Source organism: Rhodospirillales bacterium, assembly GCA_016699855.1.
Taxonomy (GTDB): Bacteria; Pseudomonadota; Alphaproteobacteria; order Reyranellales; family Reyranellaceae.
Window position 1 is genome coordinate 619,782 of the sequence record CP064988.1, and the last position, 26,993, is coordinate 646,774.

Sequence of the window (26,993 nt, forward strand, 5' to 3'; positions counted from 1 at the left end):
CGACCCCACGCCGACGCACGGCGGGGTTGCGGTGGATCATTGCGGTGCCGCCTTGACGAAAAAGATGCGCGGGCGTTTACTCATTAACTAGGTCTCCGATACCCCAGACCCGGGAGGATGGCGATGACCATCACCATCGCGCCGCGCTCCGCCAAGATCCACGTCGGAACACGCCCCACGGTGAACACTCCCGCCCTCAACGGCTCCGTCATGTCGTTCACAGGCGGCCCGATCCGGGCGACCGGCGAAGTGACGCTCAACGGCGCAGCCGGAGACGACGCGAGCAACTGGACCGTCGGGTTCCTCCAGGCGCAGTGGATCGAGACCAACTGGGTATACTACGGCGGCCGGACCAACGCCGACGGCAGCCTGTTCCTGCAGCGCGGCCGGCCGCCAGCCCGCCCGGCGCAGGCGTGCCGCGACAGCGTGGGCGCCGCCAACACGATCTTCTACAACACGTCGGCGGCGTCCAACGGCACGGCGACGGGCACGGCGACATCGACGTTCCCGTTGAAGCTGACGGTGTCGTTCTTCGACCGGCCCTCCGACAGCGCCAATCTGGTCGAGCAGAACATCAAGACCGGGCAGCCCAACTACATCGCCGAGGCGCAGCTCGAGTTCCATTTCTGCACCGTGCTGACGGTGCGCGATCCCGCCGGCGCCTTCCACCACCAGGCGTCGTTCTACTGGAACCAGCACTGGCAGGGCGCCTTCACGCCGCGCAACTTCACCAACCCGCCGACCGCCTACTCGATCCGCCGCGTCGAGGCCGGAATGGGCGCCAATCTCAGCCATGTCATCATGGGCACGCCGAGCGACCGGCGGTTCACCGGCGTGCTGACCAGCGCGCAGACGCAGAACTGCAACCAGGTGTTCCAGGCCGCGACCGCGGCCGTCGCGCAAGTGGCCTCGCCGAACCGACACCAGGCCAGCGTCTGGCAGAACTTCGACGTCCGGCGGCCGTGACCGCCATGTCGCCCTCAACCATCCTGGCCGGGACGGCCGCGCTGATCTGGCGCCTCCTGCTGGTCGCCGTCGCCGCCGCGCCCTGCGCGCGCGCGGCCGACCAGGTCTCGATCCGCAACCTCGACCCGCCCGGCGCGTTCGCGGTGGTCAATTCGGGACCCGCGATCAGCCTCAAAACCCGGCTCTCGGTCGAGCGGCTCGACGGCGGAAATTGGGTTCCGGTGGAGGCCGTCGTCGACCTCGTGGCGGTCTGCAATATGCCGCCGATCCCCTCGTGCACGACGCTGGCGGCCGGCGCGACGCTCGCCCCGCCGCGCTGGAACGGCCTGCAGTGCGGCGGCCAATGCGCCGAGGGATGCCGCGCCAACGCCTACCACGGCCCCGGCCGGTTCCGCTTCATGGCGACCTCCTGCGACGGCGGCGCGACGTTCGCCGGACCGCCATTCGACCTGCCGGGCGCTGCGCCGAAGTGATCGTCGGCGCGGTTCAGCCCTTGTCCTTCACCTGGATGAGCTGATCGAGCTTCTGCGAGTCGATGTCCGTGCGGATCTGCATCCACAGCGGCAGGTGGTCCGACATCTGGTAGGTGAACGCCGCCTTGTCGATATCCGGGAACAGCGGCTTGTGGTTCCCGGCGTAGAAGTCGACGACCCCGCCGGCGCCGCTGAAATTCTCGTGAAACGTCGCGTAGTGCAGGATCTGGTCGTAGCGCTTGTCCTTCTCCAGATTCGAGCCGTGCGTCAGGCCGCGCAGCGCCCGCGGAATCTGCAGACCGTGCTTCGTGATCGCCTTGAAGTGCGGCCCGTTGGTGGTGGGGATGTTGAAGTCACCCATGACCAGAAGATCGCGGTCCTCGTTGGTCCTGTCGAGGCGCTTCGCCTCGATCCAGTTGGCAAGCAGCTCCAGCTCGCGCAGCCGGTCGCCCTCCTCGCTCCAGCGCACGTGCGTCGTCAGAAGCACGAAGTCGAAGTCCCCGGCGCGGAACGAGGCCAGGTACGGCGCGCGCCAGAACGATTCCTGCGGCAGGTACTCCGTGCCCTTCTTCGCGCGCGGAGTCTGCGCCTCGGCCGCCAGTCCCGTGAACACGGCCGCCCGCGTGTCGTAGACGTAGGCGACGCGCTCGCGGTTGCCGCCAGGGTCGGGCATCGCGTCGGAGTAGACCGCGCGCCAGTACGGCCCGAGGATCGGCAGCACCCGCGCGAGATCCGACAGGTCGTCGCGCAGCTCGACGATCCCGACCACGTCGAACTGGCCGATGATCTCCGCGATGTAGTGGATCGCCGCCTCGCTGCGCCGCTTCCGGCCGAACTCGCGTATGTTCCAGGTCGCGATGTTCAGCGTCTCGTCGAGTTTCGACGACGGGATATTCGCGGCCTCGATGCGCGACCCGAGGGTCTTGAGGCCCTTCGCGATCTCGAGCGACACGTTGCCGTGGAACATCGCCGCCTCCACCGGTTGCGCGCGGCGATGCTAACACCCGCCGGCTCGGCTGTCAGGGGTGGATGACGATCGCCGCGCCGTCGGGGACGAGCGACCAGATCTCCCGCATCTCGGCGTCGGTCACCGCGACGCATCCCGCCGTCCAGTCGCGACGCTGCCGCCACCACGCCAGCCAGCCCCGCCCGTTCGGCTGTCCGTGGATCATGATGTCGCCACCCGGATCGACTCCGGCTTCACGTGCCCGCTCGACATCGGCCGGATCGGGGTACGACACGTGAAGCGACAGGTGGAAAAGGCTGCGCCCATTGCGCCAGTCGATGACGTAGCGACCTTCCGGCGTGCGGCCGTCACCCTGGCGGCGCTTGGCGCCGACGGCGTCGATTCCGAGGGCGATCCGGTACTCTCGCAGCACGCGCCCGTCGCGGCTCAGCACCATGCGTCGGGCCGCCTTGTGGACCTCGATCAGATCGGCCTGTTCGGCCGCGGCGGTCGGTGGCGCTGAAGCCGGCACATGGCGCTCCATGGCGACGAGGAGGATCGCGCCGAGCGCGACGACGACGGCGGCGACGACACACGCGATCAATAGGCGGTCGATCGACATCGCCACAGGATCGCCCACAATCCAACCTAGGTCACGCCCGACGGCGCCCCACCGGGGGCGCCCGGCGCGGCGAGGGTATCGGCATGGGCTTTTCCGCGACGGGGCCGGTGGTCGTCCGACTGCTCGGCATGCTGATCGCCGCGATGGGCGCGCGGATGGCGGTGGCGGCCGACCTCGTCCCGCACGAGGCGACGTACATCGTCCGCTTCGGGACCGCGCCCGACGGTATGCGGATCGGCACCGCGCGCCAGCAGCTCACGCACGACTGCCGGACGTGGCGGATCGAGCGCGACGTGGCGACCGACATCGCGCTGGGACCGGCGTTGCGCCTGACCACCGAGTCGCGGTTGAAGGGCCAGGAACCACGCGGGGCCGCGCGCTTCGACTACAAGGTCGACCGCAGCCAGGGCGCGACGACGGAGCGTCACGCCGGTTGGGCGGTCTCCAGCCGTTCCGGCGCCCGCGCCGAGATCACCGTCGGCGGCCGCGCGCCGGTCGCGATCGATCTCCCCGGCGGAGTCTCGATGCCGGTCCAGGCGATCGCGCGCGTGATCGACGCCCTGAAGGGCGGACGCACGGTGTTCTCGTTCACGGTGTTCGATCCCGAACTCACGTCGGGCGCGCTGCTGGTCGACGGCGGATTGGCCTCCGCCGACATGCTTCGGCCAGCGCGGATAGACTCCCCGGTGCCCGACGCCCGCGCCTGGCCGGTGACCATCGCGTTCACCCGCGCGCGCGAAGGCGGCAGACCGTTGTTCACGCTGACGGGCCTGATCTACGAGAATGGCGCGCTCGACCGGCTGTCGATCGAAAGCGGCCTGATCGCGGCCGGCGCCGACCTCGTCGCGTTCCAGCCGTTGCCAGTCCCGACCTGCCCCAGCTCCTAGGCCGATCGCCGCGCGGCGATCCCGGATGGTGGGCCGATCCGTCGTGCCACCTCACGGAATATTCACTTAGGTTCATCGCGCGTTCGCGTTGTATGACCGCCAGCCCGCCGCGACGCGCGGGCCGGGGAGTCGACGGCGCGGAATGGCCAAGTGCACGATCGTCTGGTTTCGCCGCGACCTGCGGCTGGCGGACAACCCGGCCGTCGCCGCCGCCATCGCGCGCGGCGCGCCGGTGGTGCCCGTGTACATCCTCGACGAGTCGACCGGCGGCGACTGGCGCACGGGGGCGGCGCAACGCTGGTGGCTCCACCACAGCCTCGCCGCCCTCGACTCGGATCTGCGCGCGCGCGGATCGCGGCTCGTCCTGCGCCGCGGACCGGCGGATCAGGCGATCCGCGCGCTCCAGCGCGAGACCGGCGCCTCGAGCGTCCTATGGAACCGCCGCTACGACGCCCCCGGCCGGTCCTTGGACGGCGTCATCAAATCGGGACTCCGCGAGGACGGCGTCGCAGCCGAGAGCTTCAACGCCGCCCTCCTGTTCGAGCCGCTCACGGTGCGCACCAAGGCCGGCGGCCATTTCCGAGTCTACACGCCGTTCGTGAAGGCCTGCCGCGCCCTTCCCGAGCCCGCCGCCCCGCTGCCGGCGCCCCTGCGGATCCCGGCGCCCGCGTCATGGCCGGACTCCGATCCGCTGGACTCGTGGCGCTTGCTGCCGCGATCGCCGGACTGGGCCGGCGGTCTGCGCGAGACCTGGACGCCGGGTGAGGCCGGTGCGCGCACCCGTCTCGCGTCCTTCCTCGACGGTGGGCTCGCCCGCTACGCGGCGCGGCGCGACCGGCCAGATGTCGACGGCACCTCGCGGCTGTCGCCGCACCTCGCGCTCGGCGAGATCGGACCACGACAGATCTGGATGGGCGCGCGTGACGTAGAACGGTCGGAAGGCGGCGACGGCCCGGCGAAGTTCCTCGCCGAGCTGTTGTGGCGCGAGTTCTGTCACCATCAGTTGTTCCACGAGGAATCCCTGCCCGAGAATCCCGTGCGTCCGGAGTTCGCCGCGTTCCCCTGGCGGCCGTCCCCGGCGCTCCTCGCCGCCTGGCGGAAGGGCGCCACCGGGGTGCCGATCGTCGACGCCGGCATGCGTCAACTCTGGCGCACCGGCTGGATGCACAACCGCGTGCGCATGGTCGTCGGCTCGTTCCTGGTGAAGAACCTCCTCCAGCCATGGCGGGACGGCGAGGCTTGGTTCTGGGACACGCTGGTCGACGCCGACCTCGCCAACAACGCGGCCGGCTGGCAGTGGGTCGCGGGCTGCGGCGCCGACGCCGCGCCGTTCTTCAGGGTCTTCAATCCCGTGCTTCAAGGCGAGCGCTTCGATTCCGCCGGCGCCTACGTGCGTCGCTACATACCCGAGCTCGCGGCGTTGCCCGACGACTTCATCCACAAGCCGTGGACCGCCGGCGCGTCGGTCCTGCGGAAGGCCGGCGTGACGCTCGGCGCGACCTATCCCGAGCCGGTCGTCGACCTCGCGGCGTCGCGGGCGCGCGCGCTCGAGGCGTTCGCCTCGTTGCGGCGCGGCGCGACGTGAGCGCCGCGCCCGCCCGCCGGCCCGCCCGCATCGCGGTCGTCGGCTCCGGCGTCGCCGGTCTCGGCGCGGCGTGGCTGCTGTCGGCCGCCAACGAAGTCGTCGTCTACGAGAAGGAGGCCCGCCTCGGCGGCCACAGCAACACGGTCGACGTCCCGATCGATGGGCGGATCGTCCCGGTCGACACCGGCTTCATCGTGTTCAACGAGCCGAACTATCCGAATCTCGTCGCGCTTCTCGACCACATCGGGGTCGCTACGCATTGGAGCGACATGAGCTTCGCGGTCAGCCTCGACGGCGGCCGCTACGAATATGGCAGCGGCTGGCTGCCGTTCGTCGGCCAGCCCGCCAACGTCCTGCGGCCGCGGCATTGGCGGCTGCTCGGCGACATCCTGCGCTTCAACCGCGAGGCGCCGCGCCTGCTCACGGAGGCCGAGGACCTGTCGCTGACACTGGGCGGCTACCTCGCCGCGAACGGCTACCCCCTGTCGTTCGCGCAGCGCTATCTCGTGCCGATGGCGGGATGCATCTGGTCGGCGCCGATGCGCGACATGCTGGCGTATCCCGCGCAGACGCTGGTGCGCTTCTTCTCGAACCACGGTTTGCTGCGCGTCGCCGACCAGCTGCGCTGGCGCACCGTGGCCGGCGGCAGCCGCGCCTACGTCGAGAAGCTGGCGGTGCCGGCGCGCGCCGAGGTCCGGCTTTCGACTCCCGCGACGACGATCGTGCGCGACGGGCCTCGTGCCCGGATCCGCGACGGCGCCGGACAATGGGACTCGTTCGACGCCGTCGTGGTCGCCACGCACGGCGACCAGGCGCTGACGCTGCTCGACTCGCCCAGCGAGCGGGAGCGCTCGATCCTCGGTTCCTTCCGCTATGCCCGCAACCACGCCGTCCTGCACGCCGACGCGGCGGTCATGCCGACGCGGCGCGCGGTGTGGTCGAGCTGGAACTACGTGGCGCCGGAGGGCGACTGGGAGTCGCCCGCCAGCCTGACCTACTGGATGAACCGGCTGCAGGGCCTCGACCCCGCGCGCGATCTGTTCGTGTCGCTCAACCCCTCGCGGCCGCCGCGCGACGAGGCGGTGTTCGCCGCCTTCGACTATGAGCATCCGCTGTTCGACCGCGCCGCGCTGGAGGCGCAACGGCGGTTGCCCGAGATCCAGGGGACGGGCGGCATCGAATTCTGCGGCAGCTACTGCGGCTACGGCTTCCACGAGGACGCGCTCGCCGCCGGCCTCGACGCCGCCGAGCGCCTCGGCGCGCGTCGGCCCTGGCCGCGGCCGCCGTCGCGCGTCGACGGCCGATGAGCGTCGCGGCCGGCCGGCGGTCCAGCGCGGCGCACGCCGGCGTCCCGGCCCGGCGCGCCCCGGTCGCGGCCGGCCTGCTGACCGCGGAGGTTTCCCACGCCCGGCTACGGCCGCGTCCGCACGCGTTCCGCTACCGCGTCTCCTATCTGACGGTCGCCCTCGACGAGATCGACGCGCTCGACCGGCCAGGGTTCGGAGTCGACCGGGCGGCGCCGGTCTCGTTCCACCGGCGCGACCACGGCGCGCGCGACGGCGGCGATTTGGCGACGTGGATCCGAGCGGAGCTCTCAGCCTGGGGCCTGGACTCGATCTGCGATGGCCGCGTCGTCCTCCAGACCTCGCCGCGGCTGCTTGGCTACGTCTTCAACCCCGTCAGCTTCTGGTACTGCCACGACTCGGCGGGCGCCCTGCGCGCCGTGCTGTGCGCGGTGTCAAACACCTTCGGCGAGCGCCACAACTACCTGGTGTTCCACGAGGACCGCCGCCCGATCGCGCCCGACGACTGGCTGGAGGGCCGCAAGGCGTTCCACGTGTCGCCGTTCCTGGCGGTGGCCGGCATCTACCGCTTCCGGTTCCGGCTGGCCGCGGACCATGTCCGGGTCGACATCCAGCTGCGCGACGGCGACGGTCCGATCCTGACGACCTCCGTCGCCGGGCGCCGCGCGCCGCTGGACGACCGGGCGGTCCGCCGCTGGATCGTGCGCAATCCGCTGATGACAATCGGGGTGGTTTTCCGGATACACTGGCAGGCGTTGAGGCTATGGCGGAAACGGGCGCGGTTCTTCAGAAAGCCCGATCCGCCGAGGGAGACGACGACGAGATGACTGAGACGCCGCCCGCCGCGGGGCTCGCGTTGCGCGCCTTGCAACGCCTGAAAGCCGGCAGCCTCGACCTCGTCTTGCCGGACGGCTCGCGCCGACGCTTCGAAGGCGCGGAGCCCGGGCCGGCCGCGGAACTCCGGGTCAACGACTGGAAGCTGTTCACGCGGGTGCTCTCCGCCGGAGATATCGGCCTCGCGGAGGGTTATGCGGCCGGGGAGTGCGACACGCCCGACCTCGTGCGCCTGATCGAGCTGCTGGCGGTCAACGAGTCCGGCCTCGGCGGCATCGCCTATGGCCGCTGGTGGCGCAATCTGGTGCTGCGGCTGCGGCATCTCGTGCGCGACAACACCCGTGGCGGGGCGCGCCGCAACATCCATACCCACTACGATCTCGGCAACGAGTTCTACGCGCTGTGGCTCGACCCGACGATGACCTACTCCTCGGCGCTGTACGGCGACGACGCCTCGCGGCCGCTCGACGCCGCGCAACGCGCCAAGTACGAGCGCATCCTCGACCGCCTCGGCACGCGGCAGGGTGACACGCTGCTGGAGATCGGGTGCGGCTGGGGCGGCTTCGCCGAGACGGCCGCGCGGCGCGGCCTGCGCGTGACCGGGCTGACGATCTCGGAGCGTCAGATGTCGTTCGCGCGCGAACGTCTGGCACGCCAGGGGCTGGACGCCAACGCCAGGATCGAGTTCTGCGACTACCGCGACGCCACTGGCGCCTACGACCACATCGTCTCGATCGAGATGATCGAGGCGGTCGGCGAGCGCCACTGGCCGTCGTACTTCGCCACTCTAAAGCAGCGGTTGAACCCTGGCGGCAAGGCGATCGTGCAGGCTATCACCATCGCGGACTCGTTCTTCCACAGCTACCGGCGGCGGGCCGATTTCATCCAGACCTACGTGTTCCCCGGCGGCATGCTGCCGACCTCGTCCATCCTGGTCGAGCAGGCGCGGCGCGTCGGCCTGCGACTGGCCGGCGAGTTCGGCTTCGGACCCGACTACGCGCGCACCCTGCGTTCGTGGCTCGAGCGCTTCGACCAACGCGTTGGCGGCGTGAAGTCCCTGGGCTTCGACGACCGCTTCGTGCGGCTGTGGCGCTATTACCTCGCGTACTGCGCCGCCGGCTTCACGACCCGCCGCACCGACGTCGTCCAGGCGGAGTTCACCCACGCCGGGTGAACCGCGCCCCCCTTGCGGACACGGCCGGCGACCGCATATCTCCCCGAACAACAGCTCCTAAGACAGGCAGGCCTCCGTGCAGCATCCCGTCAGCGCCGCCGCCAACCCGGCGACGCATGTCAAGATTCCGATGGACCGCCTGGTGGCCTACTCGACGCTGCAGTTGCCGCTGGCGATGTGCGCGCTGCCCGTCGTCCTCAACGTGCCGAAATTCTACGGCGAGACGCTCGGACTGCCGCTGGCGGCGCTCGGCGTCTATCTGATCGTCACCCGCATCATCGACGCGCTCCAGGATCCGCTGATCGGGCTGATCAGCGACCGGATGACCAAGCGGCGGAACGGACGGCTGCTGCTGGCCGCCTTGATGGTGCCGGCGCTGATCGGCGGTTTCGTCGCCCTGTTCTATCCGCCGGCCGAGCTGCTCGGGCGCACCGGCCTGCAGATATGGCTGCTGGTGTCGCTCATCGTCGTCCATCTCGGCTACGCCGGCGTGTCGATCACCTACCACGCCCACGGCGCCGAGCTCAGCGACGACTACAACGAGCGCACCAAGGTCACGGTCGGCCGCGAGGTGTTCGGCCTGACCGGCATGACCCTGGCCGTGGTCCTGCCGGCGCTGCTCACCAGCCCGAATTTCTTCGCCGAGACCAAGGCGGCGGCCGCCGCTGCGACCGACGCGCTGGCCGCCGCCAAGGCCGCCGGCGACCAGATCGCGCTCGCCGCCGCCCAGGCGAAGCTCAAGGCGGCCCAGCACGAGGCCGAGATCCGCGGCTACGGCATGTTCGGGCTGCTGTTCGTGGCGATCGCTCTGATCACCGCGGTGCCGAGCCTGCTGCGCTCGCCGCCGAGCGTCCACGGCCCGGTCAAGGAACGCGCCATGCACGTGACGTTCGGGCAGTTCACCGACTTCCTCGCGACGACCCGGATGCGGTGGCTCGGCCGGACGCTGGTCGCCATGAACCCGCACGGCACCGGCCGGCGCGCCTGGACGGAGTTCTTCTTCGAGTTCCTCCGGCCGTTGAAAAACCGTCTGTTCCGCCGGCTGTTGCTGGTGTTCGTCGTCAACGGATCGGCGCTCGGGATCGCCGTCAGCGTGATGCTGTTCTACGTCGAGCACGTGCTGAAGGGCACCAAGACCGACACCGGCATCATCCTCCTCACCTACTTCGTGGCCGGCGCCGCCAGCGTGCCGCTGTGGATGTGGCTCTCCAAGCGCACGAGCAAGACGGCGGCGTGGTTCATCGGCATCGCGATGACGTCGGTGGCGATGACCGGCGCGGTGTTCTTCGGCCCCGGCCAGATCTGGATGTTCGTCGCCATCTCGGCGGTCACCGGCCTCGGGCTCGGCGCCGACTACGGCCTGCCGCCGTCGATCCTGGCGGACACCATCAACGCCGCGGACGGCAAGGACACGCGCGGCGAGACCGGCGCCTATTTCGGGTTGTGGGCGCTGGCGACCAAGGCGGCCACCGCGATCGGCGCGGCGTTCTCGCTGCCCATCGCCCAGTGGCTCGGCTTCAATCCCGGCGCCGGGAGCTTCGACACGCAGGCGCTGGTGATCGTCTACATCGTCCTGCCGGTGCTGGTGAAACTGCTAGCGCGGCGCTGCTCTGGTATATGCGGGTCGAGGCCGACCGGCCGGCGGCGCGCGACGTCCTCCTCAAGGGCCATTGAGGCGGACGGTACCACGAACGCCATGGCGACGATCTGGCGGGGCCGCCGAGTCTGGATCACCGGCGCGTCCAGCGGCATCGGGCGAGCGCTGGCCACGGCTCTGGCCATGCGCGGCGCGAGGATCGCCGGCACGGCGCGGACCGCCGATGCCCTGGCCGCCGCCGTCGCCGGGCTGCCCGGTGATGGCCATCTCGCCCTTCCAGCCGACGTGGCCGACGCCACCGCCATGCGCGAAGCCGTCGCGCGGATCCTCGACGCATGGGGCGGACTCGACGTCGCCGTGCTCAACGCCGGTACGCACACGCCGATGCGCGCCGACGCGATCGACCTCGAGGCCGCGCGCCGGTTGCTCGAGACCAACGTGCTCGGCGCCTTCAACGGCGTCGCCGCCATCGTTCCCGGCTTCCTCGCCGCGGGCTCCGGGCATATCGCCGTGGTGTCGAGCGTCGCGGGATACATCGGCCTGCCGACGGCGCTTGCCTACGGCCCGGGCAAGGCGGCGTTGATCAACTTCGCGGAGACGCTGCGTCTCGACCTCGCGCCGCGTGGCGTCAAGGTCCAGCTCGTGTGTCCGGGGTTCGTCGAGACGCCACTCACGGACCGCAACGACTTCCCGATGCCGGCGCGTCTGCGGGTCGACGACGCGGCGGCGCGGATCGTGCGCGGCCTCGAGTCGAGCCGCTTCGAGATCCATTTCCCGAAGCGCTTCACGCTGTTGCTGAAGCTGCTGCGCGTCCTGCCCTACGGCATCGCGCTTCCGGCCATCCGCCGGATGACCGGCATGTAGGCGGCCGCTCAGGCGAGGAACGGCACCATCGTCGGCGATCTCAGGCCGAAATCCTGGTTCAATCCCCACCACCGCCGCGCGACGGTGGCGAACACCGCGCGGAAATCGACGGTGTGCTTGAGATCGCCGTCCTGGAGATCGGTCAGCGAGGGATACGCGCCGATCAGGCCGCCCTTGACGGCGCCCCCCATGACGAACTGTGGCGCGGCGGTGCCGTGGTCGGTGCCGCCGATGGCGTTCTGCCGCACGCGGCGGCCGAACTCGGAGTATGTCATGACCAGCACATCGTTCCACAGACCGGCGGCGACCAGGTTGGCGCGCAGCGTCGCCAACCCGTCGCCGAGCAGCCCGAGAAGGCGCTCGTGCGGTTCCTGCTGGCGCGCATGGGTGTCGAAGCCGCCGAGCGCGATCTTGATGGCGACGACCGGCACGCGCGCCGTCAGGATGCGAGTCGCGAAGTCGAGCTGGCGGCCGAACGGCTCGGGCCCGAAGGCCTGCGCCGGCGGCGGCGCGGTCCGCATGCGCTCCGCAAGCCCCTGCGAGGCGGCGTGGATCTCCGCGCGGACCTTCCGGATATGGGCCAGCGCCGGATTGGCCGGCGGCTCCATGCCGCCGTCGCGCAGCCGGCGCGCCTGCTGGATGAAATTCTCGGCGTCCTGCATCACGATGGTGTGGAGGCCCGCGCCGGTCGCCGGCAGCGCGTTGGTATCGACCACGACGCAGTCGAGGTTGCGCCCCTTCGGTCGTGCCGCGCCGGCGAAGGCCTGCGCGATCCAGCCGTCGGTCAGCGTCTGGCTGCTCGCCGACGCCGAGTCCCAGATCTCGATCGACCGGAAATGCGAGCGGTTCGGATAGGGATACCCGACGCCCTGGAGGATCGCGAGGTCGCGCGCCTGCCACGACGCCGTCAGGCCCTTGAGCGCCGGGTTCAGGCCGACGCGCTGGTCGAGCTGGACGACCCGCTCGCGCGCCACGGCGATGCCCGGCCGGGCCGCGCGGTAGGCGGCGTCGTCGAACGGCACGAGGGTGTTGAGCCCGTCGTTGCCGCCCTTCAGCTCGACGAGGACGAGGATGCGGTCCCACCGTGCGGGGCCGCCCGCCGCCGCCGATTCCACGGCGCGGCCTGCCGCGCGGCCGGCCGGCGTGTCGCGCTGCGCGAACGCCGACGGCGCCGCGAGTGCGACCGACAGGCCGGCGGAGACCGAAAGAAAGTCGCGACGTCGCATGGCGGTCTCCGGTCGCGTCACTTCAGCTGATAGGCCGGATCGAGCAGCAGGCGGGCCACCGCCTCGCCCGGCGTCGATCCGGGATCGAGCGGCGATTCCGGCGCGATCGGCAACAACGCGCGTTGCAGCGCGGGCACGTCGGCGGTCGCCAACGCCGGGCCGAGGCGGACGCTGGCGCCCGCCGCCCGCAGGCTCCGTCCCTCGACCGGACCGCGCTCCTGCGGCTCCATCACCACCTCCTCGGCCTCGCCAACGCGTTTGACGCGCTCCATGCGGCGCCCAGGCTTGCCCTGCGGGCCGCCGGCCATCCGCATGGCGCCACCCATCGACGCGACGTTGGTCGCCTCCACGATACGGCGCAGGATCTGCTGCCGCATCAGCAGCGTGTTGGTCGTGATCCAAGCCTCGCCGCCGGGCCAGCCCTTGACGTTGGGCGGATCGAGCGGCACCTGCCCGATCGCCTGCATGGCGCGCACCAGGCGCGTCTTCTCCGGCACCGGCAGCCCGAGCAGCCGGATGGTGCCGACGACGAGTTCGACCGGCGACTTGATGAGCGCACCGCGGTTGGCCGCGTCGCGGAACGCCGGCGACGTCAACAGCGCCCGCAGCAACGGCCGTAGCTCGTAGCGCGCCTCGCGGAACACCATCGCCAGCCGCTTGACCTCGGCGGCGTCGGGTTTGAACGACACGAACTCGCGCCACAGCTTGCCGACGATCCACTCCGACACGCGGGGGTTCTGCAGAAGCATGCCGAGCACGTCGTCGCCGCCGTGGTTGCCGGTACGGCCGAAGATCGTCTTGGGGCCGCCGTCATGCAGCGCCGGATAGAACCGGAACAAGCCGGTGTCGCGGTCTATGCTCCAGCCCGTGAAGGCGCGCGCCGCGCCCTTGATGTCGGCCTCGGTGTAGTGGCCCTCGCCGAGCGTGAACAGCTCGAACAGCTCGCGGGCGAAATTCTCATTGGGTTGTCCGGCGCGGCTCTGCGCGCCGTCGAGATAGAGCAGCATCGCCGGATCACGCGCGACCTCGCCCAGCAACGTCGCGAAGTTGCCCAGCGCGTGGCGCCGGAACAGCGCGTTCTGGCGATAGATCGCCGGCGTGAAGCGGACCTTCTGCAGGCTGGACGTAAAATGGCCGTGCCAGAACAGCGTCATCCGCTCGACGAAGGGCTGGTCGGTCGCGAGCATCTCCTCGACCCACCAGTTGCGCAGTTCACGGGCGCGCTCCTGGACCGGATTGGCGTTCGCCAGCGGTTTCTGCGGCAGGCCGCCCGGTGGACGCGCCGGAGCGCCCGGCGGCGCGGCGGCCGGTGGCGAGATGCCCTCCGGACCGGGCTTGCGCCCCTCGGCGCGCTGCGCCTGGAACCGCTGGACCTGCTCCCGTACCTGCGGCGGGGTCATGCCGATCCACGATGGCGGCGGCGTCGACGCTTCCTGCCGCCAATTGCCGAGCACCCGCTCGACGGCCGCGGTGAAGTCGAGCCGGGCGTACTCCGCGATCTCCGCCGGCGTCGGTCCGAAGCCGGTCCGCGACAGCAGATGCCGCGCGTCGTCCGCGCCCATCGCCGCCGCGCGCGCCCGCGGGATCGCGCCCGTCATCAGGGCGACCGCGCCGACACCCGACAACATCGCGCGACGGCTCGGCCGGCCGCGTATCCGATCCAGGGCGTTCATCGATGCCTCCCTGCCTCGTGGACCTGGCCCGTTACGGACGGCGTTCCTCCGGCCCCTGCCGTCCGGCGGGACCGCGGCGCTCCATCGGGCGGGCGCCGCCCGGACCGCCCGGATTGAGCGTGCGGGCGATCACGAACTGCATGAACCGGTCGCGTTGCTCCGGCCGGAACGAGGCTGCCACCTTGTCGGAGGTCCGCAGCCCGTCCTTCTGAAGGTCGGACCGCAGGACCGCCGCGCGGTCCAGCATCGCGTCGACAGCGGCGAAATCCGGCTTCTCCTTGCGCATCTCCGTCAGGAGCCGCTCGCGCAGCTGCAACAGCTCGCGCGCCTTGCCCACGTTGCGCTCGCGCAGTTGCCGCATGGCGTCGCGGAAACCGCGGGCCTCGGTGGCGTTGAGGTTCAGCCGCTCCGGGACGTCGACCTGCTGCGGCCCGCGGCGCTCGCCCGGCTCGCGTGCGAACACCTGCGGCGGGCCGCCGAAATAGCGCGCCTGCACGAAACCGCCGATAAAGAACACATTCAACACGACGGAGAGGCCGAGCAGGATCCAGGCGAGGTGGCGGCGCATCACTGCTGCCCCCCCGGCTCGCCGAACGCGTCGGTGTCGCCGCTATCGAACAGCGACGCGAAGACCTGGTCGACCGCCCGGTCCTGCGCCACCGCCTCCTGCATGCCACCGCCGAGCGTGAAGCCACCGGCGGCGACCGCGAGGAACAGGGTGGCCACCGCCGCGAATTCGACCCGCCGCCGCCAGCCCATCAGCCAGCTGAGCGCGCGGCCCCCGCCGGCCGCGGCCAGCCGCTCGGTGTCGAAGCCGACCAGCGCCTTGGCCCGGGTCTCTAGACGCGCAGGAGCAGGCGAGACGGCGGCCTCGCGCAGCGCGCCGTGCATATCGAGCGACGCCGTCAGCAGTGCCGGATCGGCCGCCAGACGCGCCTCGACACGGGCGGCGAGCTCGGGCGAAGCCCGGCCGTCCAGCCACGCTGCCAGCTCCTCGTCGAACACGGGCGGCGGCGACGCCGGGCCGACCGCCCCCGCCGGCGGCCGCGCGTTCTTCGCCCGCGCCCACAAGGCGCGGTCCTTGTCCGTTCCCACGGGATCGGTCTCGTTGGGGGGAATGGTCAACCGCTCGACATGCCGGTCCTCGACCGCCGCGTAGCTCTCCGGGACGTCGTCCAGCGGCGCCATGGTCTGGCGCCGGCGGCGGAGATAGTCGATGGCGCTCGAGCGGGTGACGACCGCCAACCAGGTCCCCAGCGACGCCTTGGCGGGGTCGTAGGTGCGCAGCAGGCGCCGGTCGTCGGCGCACAGGCGCACGAACACGTCCTGCGCTGCGTCCAGCGCGTCGTCGGCGTTGCCGCCATGGGTCGAGATCACCCGCCGCGCCACGGCATGGATCACCGGCGCGGCCGCCGCCACGAAGCGGTCCCACTCCCGTTTGCCGCCCGCCGCCAAAGCGCGCAGGTCTATGTCGTCGAACGCGGACACCGCCGGTTGGAACCACCCTGTGCACTGGATACGCAGGATGCCGCCCGGGCATCCCCACCATTCGCCAACTTCATGATCCTACACGGGTTTCCGCTGGTCCGCCCGCCCGCCAGGGGTATCATCGCTGGAACCAGAGGGATGGAACCGACCGATGAGCGAAAACTTCAACCGCCGCCAAAGCGTCATCAAGCGGGCCGTGCGTGGCCGGGGCGCGGTCGTCGCCCAGAACACGCTGGCGGCCGAGCTGGGCGCCCGGACCCTGGCGGCCGGCGGCAACGCCATCGACGCCGCCGTCACGACGGCCATGGCGATCGGGTGCGTCGAGCCCTGGATGAGCGGGATCGGCGGCGTCGGCTACATGGTCGTATGGGTGGCGCGCGAGCGGAAGGCCTACGTCGTCGACTACGGCGCCGTCGCCGCGGGCAAGCTGGACCTCAAGAACTACGCCCTGTCCGGCGGCAAAGCGATGGGCGACCTGTTCGGCTGGGCGCCGGTGGTCGGCGACAACAACATCAAGGGCTATCACTCGATCGCGGTCCCCGGCCAGGTCGACGGCATGGCGACGGCGCTGAAGCGGTTCGGGACCTGGGATTGGGCGCGAGTCGTCGAGCCGGGCATCGAGCTGGCCGAGCGCGGCATGTCGGCCGACTGGTACGCCACCCTGATGATCGCCAGCGGCGCCGCGGCCCTGTCGGAGTTCGAGACCTCGCGCGCGACCTACCTCGCCAGCGGCTTCCCGCCGATCGTCGACTGGGAGGGCAACGCGCCGCGGGTGCGGCTGGGCAACCTCGCGACCACGCTCAAGCGGCTGCGCGACGCCGGCCCGCGCGACTACTACGAGGGCGCGGTCGCCCGCGACCTCGTCGCGGACCTCAACGCCGGCGGCTCGGCGATCTCGCTCGACGACCTCGCCGGCTACCGCGCCCGGATCGTCGAGCCGGTCGAGTTCCAGCGCAACGGCGCCACGATCCACACCGTTCCCTACCTGACCGCCGGCCCGACCATGAAGCGGGCCTTCGAGCTGATGGGCGACCGCACGCGCGGCGCGGGCGCGCCGGACGCCGAAGCGTTCGTGGCCGTCGCCGAGGGCCTGAACACCGCCTACGAGGAACGCCTGCGCGACATGGGCGACGCCCACACGCCGTCCTGCACCACGCACTTCAACGCCGTCGACGCCGAGGGCAACATGGTGGCGTTGACGCAGACCTTGCTGTCGCTGTTCGGCTCGCGCGTCATGCTGCCGCGCACCGGCGTCATGATGAACAACGGCCTGATGTGGTTCGACCCGACGCCCGGACGGCCCAACTCGCTGGCGCCGGGCAAGCGGCCGTTGTGCAACATCTGCGGCACGGTGGTGTCGAAGAACGGCGAGGGCTGGTTCGCGATCGGCGCCTCCGGCGGCCGGCGCATCGTGCCGGCGGTGACGCAACTCATCATGATGCAGGTCGACCGCGGCATGGACGTCGAGGACGCCTTCCACCAACCCCGCATCGACGTCTCCGGGACGGGTCCGGTCCGCGCCAACTGGGATCTTCCGGACGACATCAAGCGGGCGATCGCCGCACGGCACCCGCTGGTCGAGGTCGCCAACCCAGTCTACCCGCTGAACTTCGCCAACCCCAGCTGCATCCGGCGCGATCCGATGACGGGGATGGTCACGGGTATGAACGAGGTCATGTCGCCATGGGCCGGCGGCGCCACCGGCTGATGCGCTTGCCAGAGCGCCGGCGGCGACACATGTCTCGATTCGACGCCATCCGGGGATCCCGCCGATGATCGACATTCCGCGCCGCGCGACGCTCGCGCTCGCCGCCGGCGCCGCCCTGTCGCCGCTGGTGGCGCGGGCGCAGGCGGCGCCAGCGTTCCGCCTGCCGTTGCTGTTCCCGCTCACCGGCTTCGTCGCGCTCGAGGGCAAGAGCCAGCGCGACGGCGCCCTGCTCGCGATCCGCGACGTCGCGGCCGTCGTCCGCTTCGCGCCGGAGATCATCGACACCGCCACGAGCCCGGAGGCCGCCGCGACGGCGTGGCAGCGCGCCGCGCGCGATGGCGCCCGCGACGGCGTCCGCGCGCCCGTCGCCATGATGGGTCCGATCCTCGGCACGCAGATGCTGGCGCTGCTGCCGCAGGCCGCCGAGTCGAAGCTGCCTGTGCTCACCGTCTCCGGCACGGCGCGGTTGTCGGAGATGGGCAACCCGTGGTTCTTCCGCTTCTTCCCGGCCGACGGCGTCGTGAAGGTCGCGCACGCCCGCTACGTGCTGGAGACGCTGAGGGCCCGCAAGCCCGCGATCGTGTTCCAGACCACGGCCTACGGCCAGTCCGGGCGCGAGGCGCTCGCGAAGGCGTTCGCCGAGGCCGGCACGCCGGCGGTGCTCGAGGAGGGCGTCGCCACCACGGTCAACGATTTCGCGCCGGTGATCGCGCGCGAGCGCGGCCGGCGCCGACGCGTTGGTGCTGCACCTCCACTCGCAGTCCACCGCGCTGGCGATCCGCGCCGCCCGCGCGCAGGCGCCGGGTCTGCCGATCGTCGCCGGCTCGGCGATGGCGCAGCCCGCCACGGCGGCATTGTTCGAGCCGGCCGATCTCAAGGGCGTGTGCGCCGAGACCGCCGCGATGCCGGCGGCGGCGATGGATGATTCCCGCATGCGCGCCTTCGTCGAGGCCTATCGCAAGGAGTTCGGTGGCGATCCCGACGCCTTCGCGGTCGCCGAGTACGACGCGGTGTCGATGCTGGCGGCGGCCGTCGCGGAGATCGCGAGGGAGAGCGGCGTCGACAAGGTCACCGGCGACGCCGTGCGCGCGAAGCTGGGGGCCATGCGCTGGCGCGGCTTGGCGATGGAGTACAAGTCCGACGGCAAGGGCAACATGGCCCACGCCGCCATGGTCGTGTGCTATGGCGGCGCCAGCCGCGTGCCGGACATCGCCGCCCGTTACGTGCCCGCGTCCTGACGTCCGCGGCTCACAGGCCGTAGAGGTCGGCCTTGTTCAGGATGGTGTTGCGCAGGATGCGGATCGAGGCGACGTCGACCATCACGCCGTCGACGTTGATCGCGCCCAGCCCCTTCGCCTCGGCGTCGGCGTAGGCCGCCGCCAGCTTGCGCGCGCGCGCGATGTCCTCGGCCTTGGGCGAGTAGACGTCGAGCGCGATGTCGATCTGCGAGGGATGGATCGCCCATTTGCCGACGCACCCCAGGATCATCGAGCGCCGGCACTCCTCGCGGTAGGCGTCGGGATTGCGGAAGTCGCCGAACGGCCCGTCGACCGGATCGATGCCGGCGGCGCGGCAGGCCATCACCAGCCGGAAGCGCGCGTAGTGCCAGACGTCGCCGGGATAGGACGACTCGCCGCCGACCGACTTGTTGACCACGCCCATCGAGGCCGAGAAATCGCCCATCCCGAACACCAGGCATTCCAGACGCGGCGTGCAGCGGGCGATGGCGTCGACGTTCTGCATGCCCTCGACCTCCTCGATCAGGGCCTCGAGGCCGATGGTGCGCTTCAGCTTCAGCTTCTTCTCGAGCTGGGTCAGCAGCGTGTCGGCGAACAGCACGTCCGACGGCGTCAGCACCTTGGTCATCATGATGGTGTCGAGGTTGGCGCCGGCGCCCTCGACCACCTCGATGATGTCCTCGAAGGCGTATTCCGTCGTCAGATCGTTGATGCGCACGCAGCGCGTCTTGGTGCCCCAGTCCAGCGTGTTGAGCGCCTCCACGATCTTCTTGCGCGCGGGCCGCTTCTGGCTCGGCGCGACGGCGTCCTCCAGGTCGAGGAAGACGTGGTCGGCCTTCGAGGCGGCGGCCTTCTCCATCATCTTCTCGCTGGAGCCGGGCGTGGAGAGCTGCGAGCGGCGGGCGCGGCGCGGACGGACATGGGTCGACATGGTCTTCTTCCTCTCAGGCGATGATCTTGCTGTCGCGAAGGCGGACGATCTCGGCGGCGGACAGGCCGGCGCGGGCGAGCACGTCGTCGGTGTCCTCGCCCAGCAGCGGCGCGCGGCGGCGCACGCGGCCGGGCGTCTCCGTCATCTTGATCGGCACGCCGGCGATGGTCGCCGGCGCGGCGCTGCCGGGCTGCGGCACCGACACCACCATGTCGCGGGCGCGGAAATGCGGATCGGCGACGATGTCGCGGACGTCGTAGACCGGCCCGAACGGCACGACGCCGCCGAGGACGCCCAGGAGCTCGCGCTTGGTCCGCGCGCGCGTGAACGCCGAGATCGCGGCGATGATCTCGTCCTGGTGCGCGCGGCGGTCCTGCACCGACGCGAGCCTCGGATCGTCCGCCAGGCGGTCGAGACCGATGGCGCGGCACAGGATCGGCCAGTGGATGTCGGAATGCGCCGCGATCGTGACGGCGCCGTCCTTCGCGGGAAACATCCCGAACGGACACAGCATCGGATGGTGGTTGCCCTCCGGCGCCGGCACGGCGCCGACATAGCTGTGCTGGTAGAGCGTGCGCTCGCACAGGGCGAGGACCGCGTCGACCATGCCGACGTCGACGAACTGCCCCTGTCCCGTGCGGCTGGCCCGGTAGAGCGCGCTGACGATGCCGACGGCGCCCATGGTCGCGGGCATGATGTCGCCGATGCCCGGCCCGACCTTCATCGGCGTGTCCTTGTCGGGGCCTGTGATCGCCATGATCCCGCCCATCGCCTGCGCGACGACGTCGTAGGCCGGCCAGTCGACATAGGGGCTGGCGCCGGTGCGCGGATCGCCGAAGCCGCGGATCGCGGCGTAGACCAGTTTCGGATTGCGCGCGCGCAGCGTCTCGTAGGACAGGCCGAGCCGGTCCATCACCCCGGTCCGGTAGTTCTCCACGATCGCGTCGGCGCCGTCGGCCAGCCGCAGCACCAGCTCGCGGCCCTCCGGCCGCTTGAGGTCGACGGCGATCGAGCGCTTGTTGCGGTTGATCGACGCGAAATAGCCGCCATAGGCGCGGTCGGAATCGTCGGCGCGGTACGGCCCGACGATGCGCGTGTGGTCGCCGTCGAGCGGCTCGACCTTGACCACCTCCGCGCCCTGGTCGGCCAGCAGCTGCGTGCAGTACGGGCCCGCCAGCATCTGCGTCAGGTCGACGACGCGCACGCCCTCCAGCGCGCCCGGCGGTCCCGGCGCGAACGCCGCCGCCGTCACTTTTCCGCCCAGTGGCTGCGCCGCTTCATCAGCACGCGGCGCTCGCCCTCGAACACGACCTTGTCGTCGTCCTTCACGCCGTAATGCTTGAAGACCACGATGCCGGCGTCGGGACGGTCGGAATCCTCGACCTTCAGCACCTCGCTGTACGCGTAGAGCGTGTCGCCGTGGAACACCGGCGACATCAGCCGCATCTTGTCCAGCCCGAGCTCGGCCAGCACGTGCTCGGCGGTGTCCTGCGCCGCCAGTCCGATCACCAGCGAGATCGTCACGCCGCCGAACGACAGGCGCTTGCCCCACGGCGAGGATTTCATCTGGTGCTCGTCGAAATGGCCGGCGGCGGTGTTCATCACCATGTTGGTGATCAGCACCTGCTCGAGCGGCTCGACCGTCTTCCCGCGGGCGTGGCGCCACACGTCGCCGGGCTTGAAATCCTCGAACCAGTTGTCCTTTCCGGTCAGGGCGGCGGTGCGCATCGTCAGTTCCTCCCGCGACCGAGAAGCTGGTCGGAGATGATGCGCATCTGGATCTCGGAGGTGCCCTCGAAGATCTTGGTCAGCCGCGCGTCGCGCCAGTGGCGTTCGACGGCGTGCAGCTTGGTGTAGCCGGCGCCGCCGTGGATCTGCAGCGCCTCGCTGGTGACGCGCTCCGACATCTCGGAGGCGAACAGCTTCACCATCGAGGCCTCCTTGTCGCAGCGCTGGCCGGTGTCGATCTGGTCGCACACGAAGTACATGAGCTGCCGCGCGGCCTCGATCTGGGTCGCCATGTCGGCGAGCTTGAAGCGGATGGCCTGGAACTCCGCGATCGCCTGGCCGAACTGCACCCGCTCCTTGGCGTAGCGCAGCGCGTCCTCTAGCCCGCCGCGCGCCAGTCCGATCGAGCGCGCCGCTGTGTGGGCGCGCGCCTTCTCCAGCCCGCTGGTGGCGTAGTAGAAGGCCCGGCCCTCCTCGCCCACGAGGTTCTCGGCGCCGACGCGGCAATTGTCGAACGCCAGCTCGAAGGTCTTCCAGCCGAAATAGCCGATCTTCGGGATGGCGCTGCCCTTGCAGCCGGGCGGCAGCTCGCCGCGCTTCTTCTCGATGAAGAACATCGAGAGCCCGAGATGGCGGCGCTTCGGGTCGGGCGGCGAGGTGCGCGCGATGACGACGAGGAAGTCGGCGCCGTCGGCGAAGGTGCACCAGTACTTGTTGCCGTTGATGACCCAGGAATCGCCGTCCTTCACGGCGCGGCAGGAGATGTTGGCGACGTCGGAGCCGGCGTTGGGCTCCGACATGGAGAACGCGCCGAGCCACTCGCCCCGCGCCATCCTCGGCAGCCAGCGCTTCTTCTGCTCCTCGGTGAAGCCGGTCGCGGCGATCATGCCGTTGCCGCGGGCGATGATGCTGGCGACGCTCATCCAGCCGCGCGACAGTTCCTCGGCCACGAGGCAGTACTCGAAGCAACCCAGCCCCATGCCGCCGTATTCCTCGGGGATCATGATGCCGTAGTAACCCATGTCCGCGAGCTTCTGGCGCAGGTCCATGGGGATGTCGCCCTGGACCGGGTCGAGACGGTTGGCGACCGGCAGGACCTCGTTCATCGAGAATTCGCGCGCCGATTCCTGGATCATCCGGCGCTCTTCGGTCATGTACGACATGTCAGGAATCCCTCCGGCGCACGAGATTGGAGCGGTGGAAGTCGACCACCCGCGCCCCGTCCTGGTTGAAGCCCTCGGTGTGCCACGTGACGATCCCGAAGCCCCTGTGGCTGCCGGAGACCCGGGCGTCCTTGACCGTCGAGCGCGCCGTGATCGTGTCGCCGACGTAGACGGGCTTGTGGAACGTCAGCTCGTTGACGCCGAGGAACGGTCCGCCTCCCTCGCTGAGATCCTCGACCGACAGGCCAAAGGTAGTCATGAACACCAGGATCGGGTTGACGACGATGCCGGGATGGCCGTGCTCCCTGGCGTACGGCGCGTTGAAGTACAGCGGATTGTAGTGGAGCGTCAGCGTCGTGAAGAGCGTGGTGTCGCTCTCCGTGATGGTGCGACCCCAATGGTGCTCGAACACCCGGTCCGGCGTGAAATCCTCGAACCGGTTGCCCTTCGGCCAGGCCTTGGCCCGCGACCGGAAATCTTCCTTCACCTCGCCCATGCGCGGAAAGCCTCCCCTCGCCCGTACCCGGCGGCGGCCGCACTATGCCGTCTCGCGGCGGCGGCGCCGAGCGCCGACGGGCGGCGTGACGGGCATATCACATATACCCGGAGCCATCGACGCGGCGGCGGCGTTGACTTCCAGCGCCGGCGCGCCATGGTCGTCGCACCATGACAGCGCGCGCCCGGAAGCTCCACCATGGCCGACCTTGACGTCGCCGTGATCGGCGGCGGCCTCGTCGGCTCGGCCATCGCATGGGGTCTCGCCAAGGCCGGACAACGGGTCGCCGTTCTCGACGAGGGCGACATCGCTTTCCGCGCCTCGCGCGGGAACTTCGCGCTGGTGTGGGTGCAGAGCAAGGGTCTGGGCATGCCGGACTACGCGCGCTGGACGCGCGGGTCGTCCGACGCGTGGGCGGGCTTCGCGTCCGAACTGCGCGGCGAGACCGGCATCGACGTCGCGCACAGCCGGCCCGGCGGCTTCAGCCTGGCGCTATCGGAGGCGGAGCTGGAGCGCCGCGCCACGGTGTTGAGGCGCCTGCACAATCAGTCCGACCTGCCCTACGAGATCATGGACCGCGCCCGGCTGGCGAAGGAGCTGCCGGAGATCGGTCCGGAGGTGGCTGGCGGCGCCTACTGCCCGCTCGACGGCCACGTCAACTCGCCCCGTCTGCTGCGCGCGCTGCACACCGCGCTGACGCGGCGTGGCGTGGCGTATCTGCCGAACCGCACGGTCGACCGGATCGAACGCCGCGACGGCGGCTTCGTCGTCCATTCCGGCGCGAACCCGCTGGCGGCGGCGCGGATCGTGCTCGCCGCCGGCAACGGCAACCGCGCGCTCGGCGCCATGGTCGGCCTCGACGTACCCGTGCGCCCGCAACGCGGCCAGATCGTCGTCACCGAGAAGGCGGCGCTGTTCCTGCGCCATCCCGTGGTGACGATCCGGCAGACCGACGAGGGCGGCGTCATGATGGGCGACTCCCTCGAGGAAGCCGGCTTCGACGACACCGCCAGCACCGGCGTCACCGCCAACATCGCCGACCGCGCCGTGCGGATGTTCCCGTTGCTCGGCCGCTTGAACGTCGTGCGGACATGGGCGGCGCTGCGCGTCATGACGCCGGACGGCTTCCCGATCTACATGGAATCGGTCAGCCACCCCGGCGCGTTCGTGGCGACCTGCCACAGCGGCGTGACCCTGGCCGCCGCGCACGCCCTCCATCTGGCGCCGGCGTTGGCGCGGGGCGCGCTCCCCGACGGCTTCGACGCGTTCCACGGCCGGAGGTTCGATGTTCCGGCGGCTTCCTGATCTCGCGCCGCGCGCGATGGTCCGCGTGACGATCGACGGCGAATCCGTCGAGGCGCCGGCGACCGATTCCATCGCGGCGCTGCTGCTGACCACCGGTCGGGCGGCGTGCCGCACCAGCGCCGTCGGCGGCGAGCCGCGCGGTCCCTATTGCCTGATGGGCGTCTGCTTCGACTGCCTCGTCGAGATCGACGGCGTCGGCAACCGGCAGGCCTGCATGGTGCGTCCTCTCGACGGCATGGCCATCCGCACCATGGTCGGCAAGCGCGAGATCGGTCGATGAGTGACGGCATCGATCTGCGCGAGCGCTACGACCTGGTCGTCGTCGGTGCCGGTCCCGCCGGCATGGCGGCCGCGTCGTCGTCCGCCGGCCTCGGCTTGTCGACGATCATCCTCGACGAGCAACCGTCACCCGGCGGCCAGATCTACCGCGCCGTCACAGAGTCGCCCCTGCGCGGCGACCGGCGCGCCTCGGCGCTGGGCGCGTCGTATTGGCGGGGAAGCGACCTCGCGCGCGGTCTCACGGCGTCCGGTGCGACCCACGTCGCGAACGCCACGGTGTGGAGCGTGTCGCGCGACGCCGACGACGGCGTTCGGGAGATCGCCGTGTCCCTGAATGGCCGTTCGCGCATGCTGCGCGCGCCGGCGGTCATCCTGGCGACGGGCGCGCAGGAGCGGCCGGTGCCGATCCCCGGCTGGACACTGCCCGGCGTCATGACGGCGGGCGCCGCGCAGATCCTGCTGAAGACGTCGGCGCTGGTGCCGGCGGGACGCGCGGTGCTGGCCGGCTCCGGCCCGTTGCTCTGGCTGCTCGCGGCGCAGCTCTCGCGGATCGGCGCGGCGCCGGCGACGATCCTCGACACGACGCCCCCGGCCCGCGCGTCGCTGTGGCGCGACGCGTTGGCCTTCGCCGCCTCGCCCTACATCGGCGAAGGTCTCGCCCTGATGCGCGAGGTGCGCGCGCATATCCGCCCTATCCGCGCGACGGCATTGGCGGTGGAGGGCGACGCGAAGGTCGAGGCGGTCCGCTACCGCGACGCCTCCGGCGTCGAGCGCCGCGTCGAGGCCGACACCGTGCTGCTTCATCTGGGCGTCGTGCCGAACACCAATCTGGCGCGCTCGATCGGTTGCGCGCACGCGTGGAACGACGACAACGCATGCTTCGACGCCGAGGTCGACCCGTGGGGCGCGACGTCGCGGCCGGGAATCTGGGTCGCCGGCGACGGCGCCGGCATCGCCGGCGCCGTCGCCGCGGCGGAACGGGGCCGGCTGGCGACGCTGGACGTGGCGCACCGCCTCGGCCGGATCGACGCCGCCGCCCGTGACCGGCAAGCGGTCGCGCCGCGCGCGGCGCTGGAACGGGCGGTGCGCGGACGGCGGTTCCTCGACCGCTACTTCCGACCCGCCCCGGCGTTTCGCGCGCCCGACGGCGATGTCACCGTCTGCCGCTGCGAGGAGGTCCGCGCCCGCGACATCATCGAAGCGGTGGCCATCGGCGGCACCGGCCCGAACCAGCTCAAAGCCTATCTCCGGTGCGGCATGGGGCCCTGCCAAGGCCGGATGTGCGGGCTGACGGTCACCGAGCTGATCGGCCGGACACGTGGTGTTCCAACGGCGGAGGTCGGCTACTACCGCCTGCGAGCGCCCGTGAAGCCGATCACCGTGGCCGAGCTCGCCGCCATGCCGCGTAGCCACGCCGAAATGGAGGCTGTCGACCGGGGCTGAATCGGCGATCGGAGCGCGCGACCGACAATCGCGGGCAAAAGCCTGAAATCGCTCGCTGATTCGTCGAAATCTCGGATTTCACACGAGAATTGGTGCGGCAGCGCAGACGATTTCACGATGCCGGAGGCGCGTCGGCGCCTTGCTCCCATGCGCCGCGGGCGGTAGATACGCACCGCCGTTTGGGCAAAACGTTCGGGGGAGCGTCATGGCGGCGAAGAAAAAGAAGGTCTCCGCGAAGACTGCGCCGGCCAAAAAGCCGGCCAAGAAGATCGTGGCCAAACCGGCCGCGCGGGCGAAGGCGCCTGCGGCGAAGCCGGCCAAGAGCGCGCCCAAGGTCAGCGCCGCCGCGCAGGCCGCCGCCCGCGACGTGTCGCGCCTGCTCATCGAGATCAAGGCGGTCCACTGCCGCCCCGAGCAGCCGTATATCTTCACGTCCGGCCGCGCCAGCCCCGTCTACATCGACTGCCGCAAGATCATCTCGTTCCCCGAGGCGCGCGCCAAGATCATGGCGCACGCCCACAAGGTGATCGGCGACGCCATCGGCTGGTCCAAGATCGACGTCGTCGCCGGCGGGGAGACGGCCGGCATCCCTTTTTCGGCCTTCATCGCCCAGACCGCGAAGAAGCCGATGATCTACGTCCGCAAGCAGCCGAAGGGCTTCGGCCGGATGGCGCAGATCGAAGGCGAGCTGAAGCCCGGCCAGCGCGTGCTGCTGGTCGAGGATCTCGCCACCGACGGCGGTAGCAAGATCATGTTCATCGAGGCGCTGCGCAAGGCGGAGGCCAAGGTGACGGACTGCTTCGTGGTGTTCCACTACGGCATCTTCCCGCAGAGTGTCGACACGCTGAGCGTGATGGGCGTCAAGCTGCACCAGCTCGCGACGTGGTGGGACGTGCTGGCGGCGGCGGAGCGCGGCAAATACTTCGACGCCAAGGGCCTCGCGGAGACGCGCGGCTTCCTCGAAGCGCCCGACGCCTGGTCGGCGGCGCATGGCGGCGCGGGCCCCAAGCCGGGCCAGGTGCGCATGCCCAGCATCGCCGGCGGGGCGCGGTAGGCCGGCCGT

General features: G+C 70.8%; 25 protein-coding genes and 1 pseudogene. 15 read left to right on the forward strand and 11 right to left on the reverse strand.

What is annotated here, in order from left to right; genetic code table 11:
- Positions 1-123: 123 nt before the first annotated feature.
- Both IPK81_02980 and IPK81_02985 read left to right on the forward strand, forming a co-directional pair.
- Positions 124-966 carry a hypothetical protein gene (locus IPK81_02980; protein ID QQS13236.1) on the forward strand — a complete coding sequence of 281 codons (843 nt, stop codon included), beginning with the start codon at positions 124-126 and terminating at the stop codon, positions 964-966.
- 5 nt (positions 967-971) lie between these two features.
- Positions 972-1,439, forward strand: coding sequence for a hypothetical protein (locus IPK81_02985; GenBank protein ID QQS13237.1), 468 nt, complete (start codon positions 972-974; stop codon positions 1,437-1,439).
- A gap of 13 nt (positions 1,440-1,452) precedes the next feature.
- Here the strand turns inward: IPK81_02985 and IPK81_02990 are convergent, their stop codons facing one another.
- Complete coding sequence (locus IPK81_02990; GenBank protein ID QQS13238.1) at positions 1,453-2,406, reverse strand: endonuclease/exonuclease/phosphatase family protein; 954 nt, start codon at positions 2,404-2,406, stop codon at positions 1,453-1,455.
- Between the two features lie 52 nt (positions 2,407-2,458).
- Complete coding sequence (locus IPK81_02995; GenBank protein ID QQS13239.1) at positions 2,459-3,007, reverse strand: L,D-transpeptidase family protein; 549 nt, start codon at positions 3,005-3,007, stop codon at positions 2,459-2,461.
- 83 nt (positions 3,008-3,090) lie between these two features.
- On the opposite strand from IPK81_02995, the gene IPK81_03000 reads away from it, so the two are divergent.
- The 6 genes from IPK81_03000 (at position 3,091) to IPK81_03025 (ending at position 11,252) form a co-directional block, all read left to right on the forward strand.
- The gene (locus IPK81_03000; GenBank protein QQS13240.1) at positions 3,091-3,894 is read left to right on the forward strand and encodes a DUF1849 family protein; all 804 of its coding nucleotides are present in this window, start codon (positions 3,091-3,093) and stop codon (positions 3,892-3,894) included.
- A gap of 142 nt (positions 3,895-4,036) precedes the next feature.
- Positions 4,037-5,479 (forward strand): deoxyribodipyrimidine photo-lyase, encoded by a 1,443-nt coding sequence (locus tag IPK81_03005; protein QQS13241.1) that lies wholly within the window; start codon positions 4,037-4,039, stop codon positions 5,477-5,479.
- Between the two features lie 29 nt (positions 5,480-5,508).
- Positions 5,509-6,786, forward strand: coding sequence for an FAD-dependent oxidoreductase (locus IPK81_03010; GenBank protein QQS14936.1), 1,278 nt, complete (start codon positions 5,509-5,511; stop codon positions 6,784-6,786).
- A complete protein-coding gene (locus tag IPK81_03015) occupies positions 6,783-7,610 on the forward strand; it encodes a DUF1365 domain-containing protein (GenBank protein QQS13242.1) in 828 nt (275 codons plus the stop codon). The genes IPK81_03010 and IPK81_03015 overlap by 4 nt, the downstream gene beginning before the upstream one ends.
- On the forward strand, positions 7,607-8,791 hold the full coding sequence (locus IPK81_03020; GenBank protein QQS13243.1) for a class I SAM-dependent methyltransferase: 1,185 nt from the start codon (positions 7,607-7,609) through the stop codon (positions 8,789-8,791). The genes IPK81_03015 and IPK81_03020 overlap by 4 nt, the downstream gene beginning before the upstream one ends.
- A gap of 76 nt (positions 8,792-8,867) precedes the next feature.
- Positions 8,868-11,252: an SDR family NAD(P)-dependent oxidoreductase gene (locus IPK81_03025; GenBank protein QQS13244.1), complete on the forward strand. Its 2,385-nt coding sequence runs from the start codon at positions 8,868-8,870 to the stop codon at positions 11,250-11,252.
- Positions 11,253-11,260: 8 nt separating this feature from the next.
- On the opposite strand, the gene IPK81_03030 is transcribed toward IPK81_03025, so the two are convergent.
- The 4 genes and pseudogenes from IPK81_03030 to IPK81_03045 all read right to left on the reverse strand — a co-directional run bounded on the left by IPK81_03030 (position 11,261) and on the right by IPK81_03045 (position 15,639).
- Entirely contained in the window at positions 11,261-12,478 is a 1,218-nt protein-coding gene (locus IPK81_03030; protein QQS13245.1) for a DUF1501 domain-containing protein, read from the reverse strand.
- Between the two features lie 17 nt (positions 12,479-12,495).
- On the reverse strand, positions 12,496-14,076 hold the full coding sequence (locus IPK81_03035; GenBank protein QQS14937.1) for a DUF1800 domain-containing protein: 1,581 nt from the start codon (positions 14,074-14,076) through the stop codon (positions 12,496-12,498).
- 106 nt (positions 14,077-14,182) lie between these two features.
- Complete coding sequence (locus tag IPK81_03040) at positions 14,183-14,719, reverse strand: periplasmic heavy metal sensor (GenBank protein QQS13246.1); 537 nt, start codon at positions 14,717-14,719, stop codon at positions 14,183-14,185.
- A gap of 629 nt (positions 14,720-15,348) precedes the next feature.
- A pseudogene (locus IPK81_03045) lies at positions 15,349-15,639 on the reverse strand (sigma-70 family RNA polymerase sigma factor).
- A 151-nt stretch (positions 15,640-15,790) separates the two neighbouring features.
- Here IPK81_03045 and IPK81_03050 point away from each other — a divergent pair.
- From IPK81_03050 to IPK81_03060, 3 genes are all read left to right on the forward strand, one after another.
- Positions 15,791-17,347 carry a gamma-glutamyltransferase gene (locus IPK81_03050; protein QQS13247.1) on the forward strand — a complete coding sequence of 519 codons (1,557 nt, stop codon included), beginning with the start codon at positions 15,791-15,793 and terminating at the stop codon, positions 17,345-17,347.
- Between the two features lie 64 nt (positions 17,348-17,411).
- Positions 17,412-18,272: an ABC transporter substrate-binding protein gene (locus tag IPK81_03055; GenBank protein ID QQS13248.1), complete on the forward strand. Its 861-nt coding sequence runs from the start codon at positions 17,412-17,414 to the stop codon at positions 18,270-18,272.
- Positions 18,265-18,585, forward strand: coding sequence for an ABC transporter substrate-binding protein (locus IPK81_03060; protein ID QQS13249.1), 321 nt, complete (start codon positions 18,265-18,267; stop codon positions 18,583-18,585). The genes IPK81_03055 and IPK81_03060 overlap by 8 nt, the downstream gene beginning before the upstream one ends.
- Positions 18,586-18,595: 10 nt before the next feature.
- Here IPK81_03060 and IPK81_03065 read toward each other — a convergent pair whose 3' ends face one another.
- From IPK81_03065 to IPK81_03085, 5 genes are all read right to left on the reverse strand, one after another.
- Positions 18,596-19,516: a CoA ester lyase gene (locus tag IPK81_03065; GenBank protein QQS13250.1), complete on the reverse strand. Its 921-nt coding sequence runs from the start codon at positions 19,514-19,516 to the stop codon at positions 18,596-18,598.
- A gap of 13 nt (positions 19,517-19,529) precedes the next feature.
- Positions 19,530-20,696 (reverse strand): CoA transferase, encoded by a 1,167-nt coding sequence (locus IPK81_03070; GenBank protein QQS14938.1) that lies wholly within the window; start codon positions 20,694-20,696, stop codon positions 19,530-19,532.
- Positions 20,697-20,764: 68 nt separating this feature from the next.
- On the reverse strand, positions 20,765-21,244 hold the full coding sequence (locus IPK81_03075) for a MaoC family dehydratase (GenBank protein ID QQS13251.1): 480 nt from the start codon (positions 21,242-21,244) through the stop codon (positions 20,765-20,767).
- A gap of 2 nt (positions 21,245-21,246) precedes the next feature.
- Positions 21,247-22,407 (reverse strand): acyl-CoA dehydrogenase family protein, encoded by a 1,161-nt coding sequence (locus tag IPK81_03080; protein ID QQS13252.1) that lies wholly within the window; start codon positions 22,405-22,407, stop codon positions 21,247-21,249.
- 1 nt (position 22,408) lies between these two features.
- Positions 22,409-22,903, reverse strand: coding sequence for a MaoC family dehydratase (locus tag IPK81_03085; protein QQS13253.1), 495 nt, complete (start codon positions 22,901-22,903; stop codon positions 22,409-22,411).
- Between the two features lie 198 nt (positions 22,904-23,101).
- Here IPK81_03085 and IPK81_03090 point away from each other — a divergent pair, with 198 nt between their 5' ends.
- From IPK81_03090 to IPK81_03105, 4 genes are all read left to right on the forward strand, one after another.
- The gene (locus IPK81_03090) at positions 23,102-24,208 is read left to right on the forward strand and encodes an FAD-binding oxidoreductase (protein ID QQS13254.1); all 1,107 of its coding nucleotides are present in this window, start codon (positions 23,102-23,104) and stop codon (positions 24,206-24,208) included.
- A complete protein-coding gene (locus IPK81_03095) occupies positions 24,189-24,488 on the forward strand; it encodes a (2Fe-2S)-binding protein (GenBank protein QQS13255.1) in 300 nt (99 codons plus the stop codon). The genes IPK81_03090 and IPK81_03095 overlap by 20 nt, the downstream gene beginning before the upstream one ends.
- Complete coding sequence (locus IPK81_03100; GenBank protein QQS13256.1) at positions 24,485-25,930, forward strand: FAD-dependent oxidoreductase; 1,446 nt, start codon at positions 24,485-24,487, stop codon at positions 25,928-25,930. Before IPK81_03095 ends, IPK81_03100 begins: the two co-directional genes overlap by 4 nt.
- Before the next feature lie 205 nt (positions 25,931-26,135).
- Positions 26,136-26,984 carry an orotate phosphoribosyltransferase gene (locus tag IPK81_03105; GenBank protein ID QQS13257.1) on the forward strand — a complete coding sequence of 283 codons (849 nt, stop codon included), beginning with the start codon at positions 26,136-26,138 and terminating at the stop codon, positions 26,982-26,984.
- The last annotated feature ends 9 nt before the right edge of the window (positions 26,985-26,993 follow it).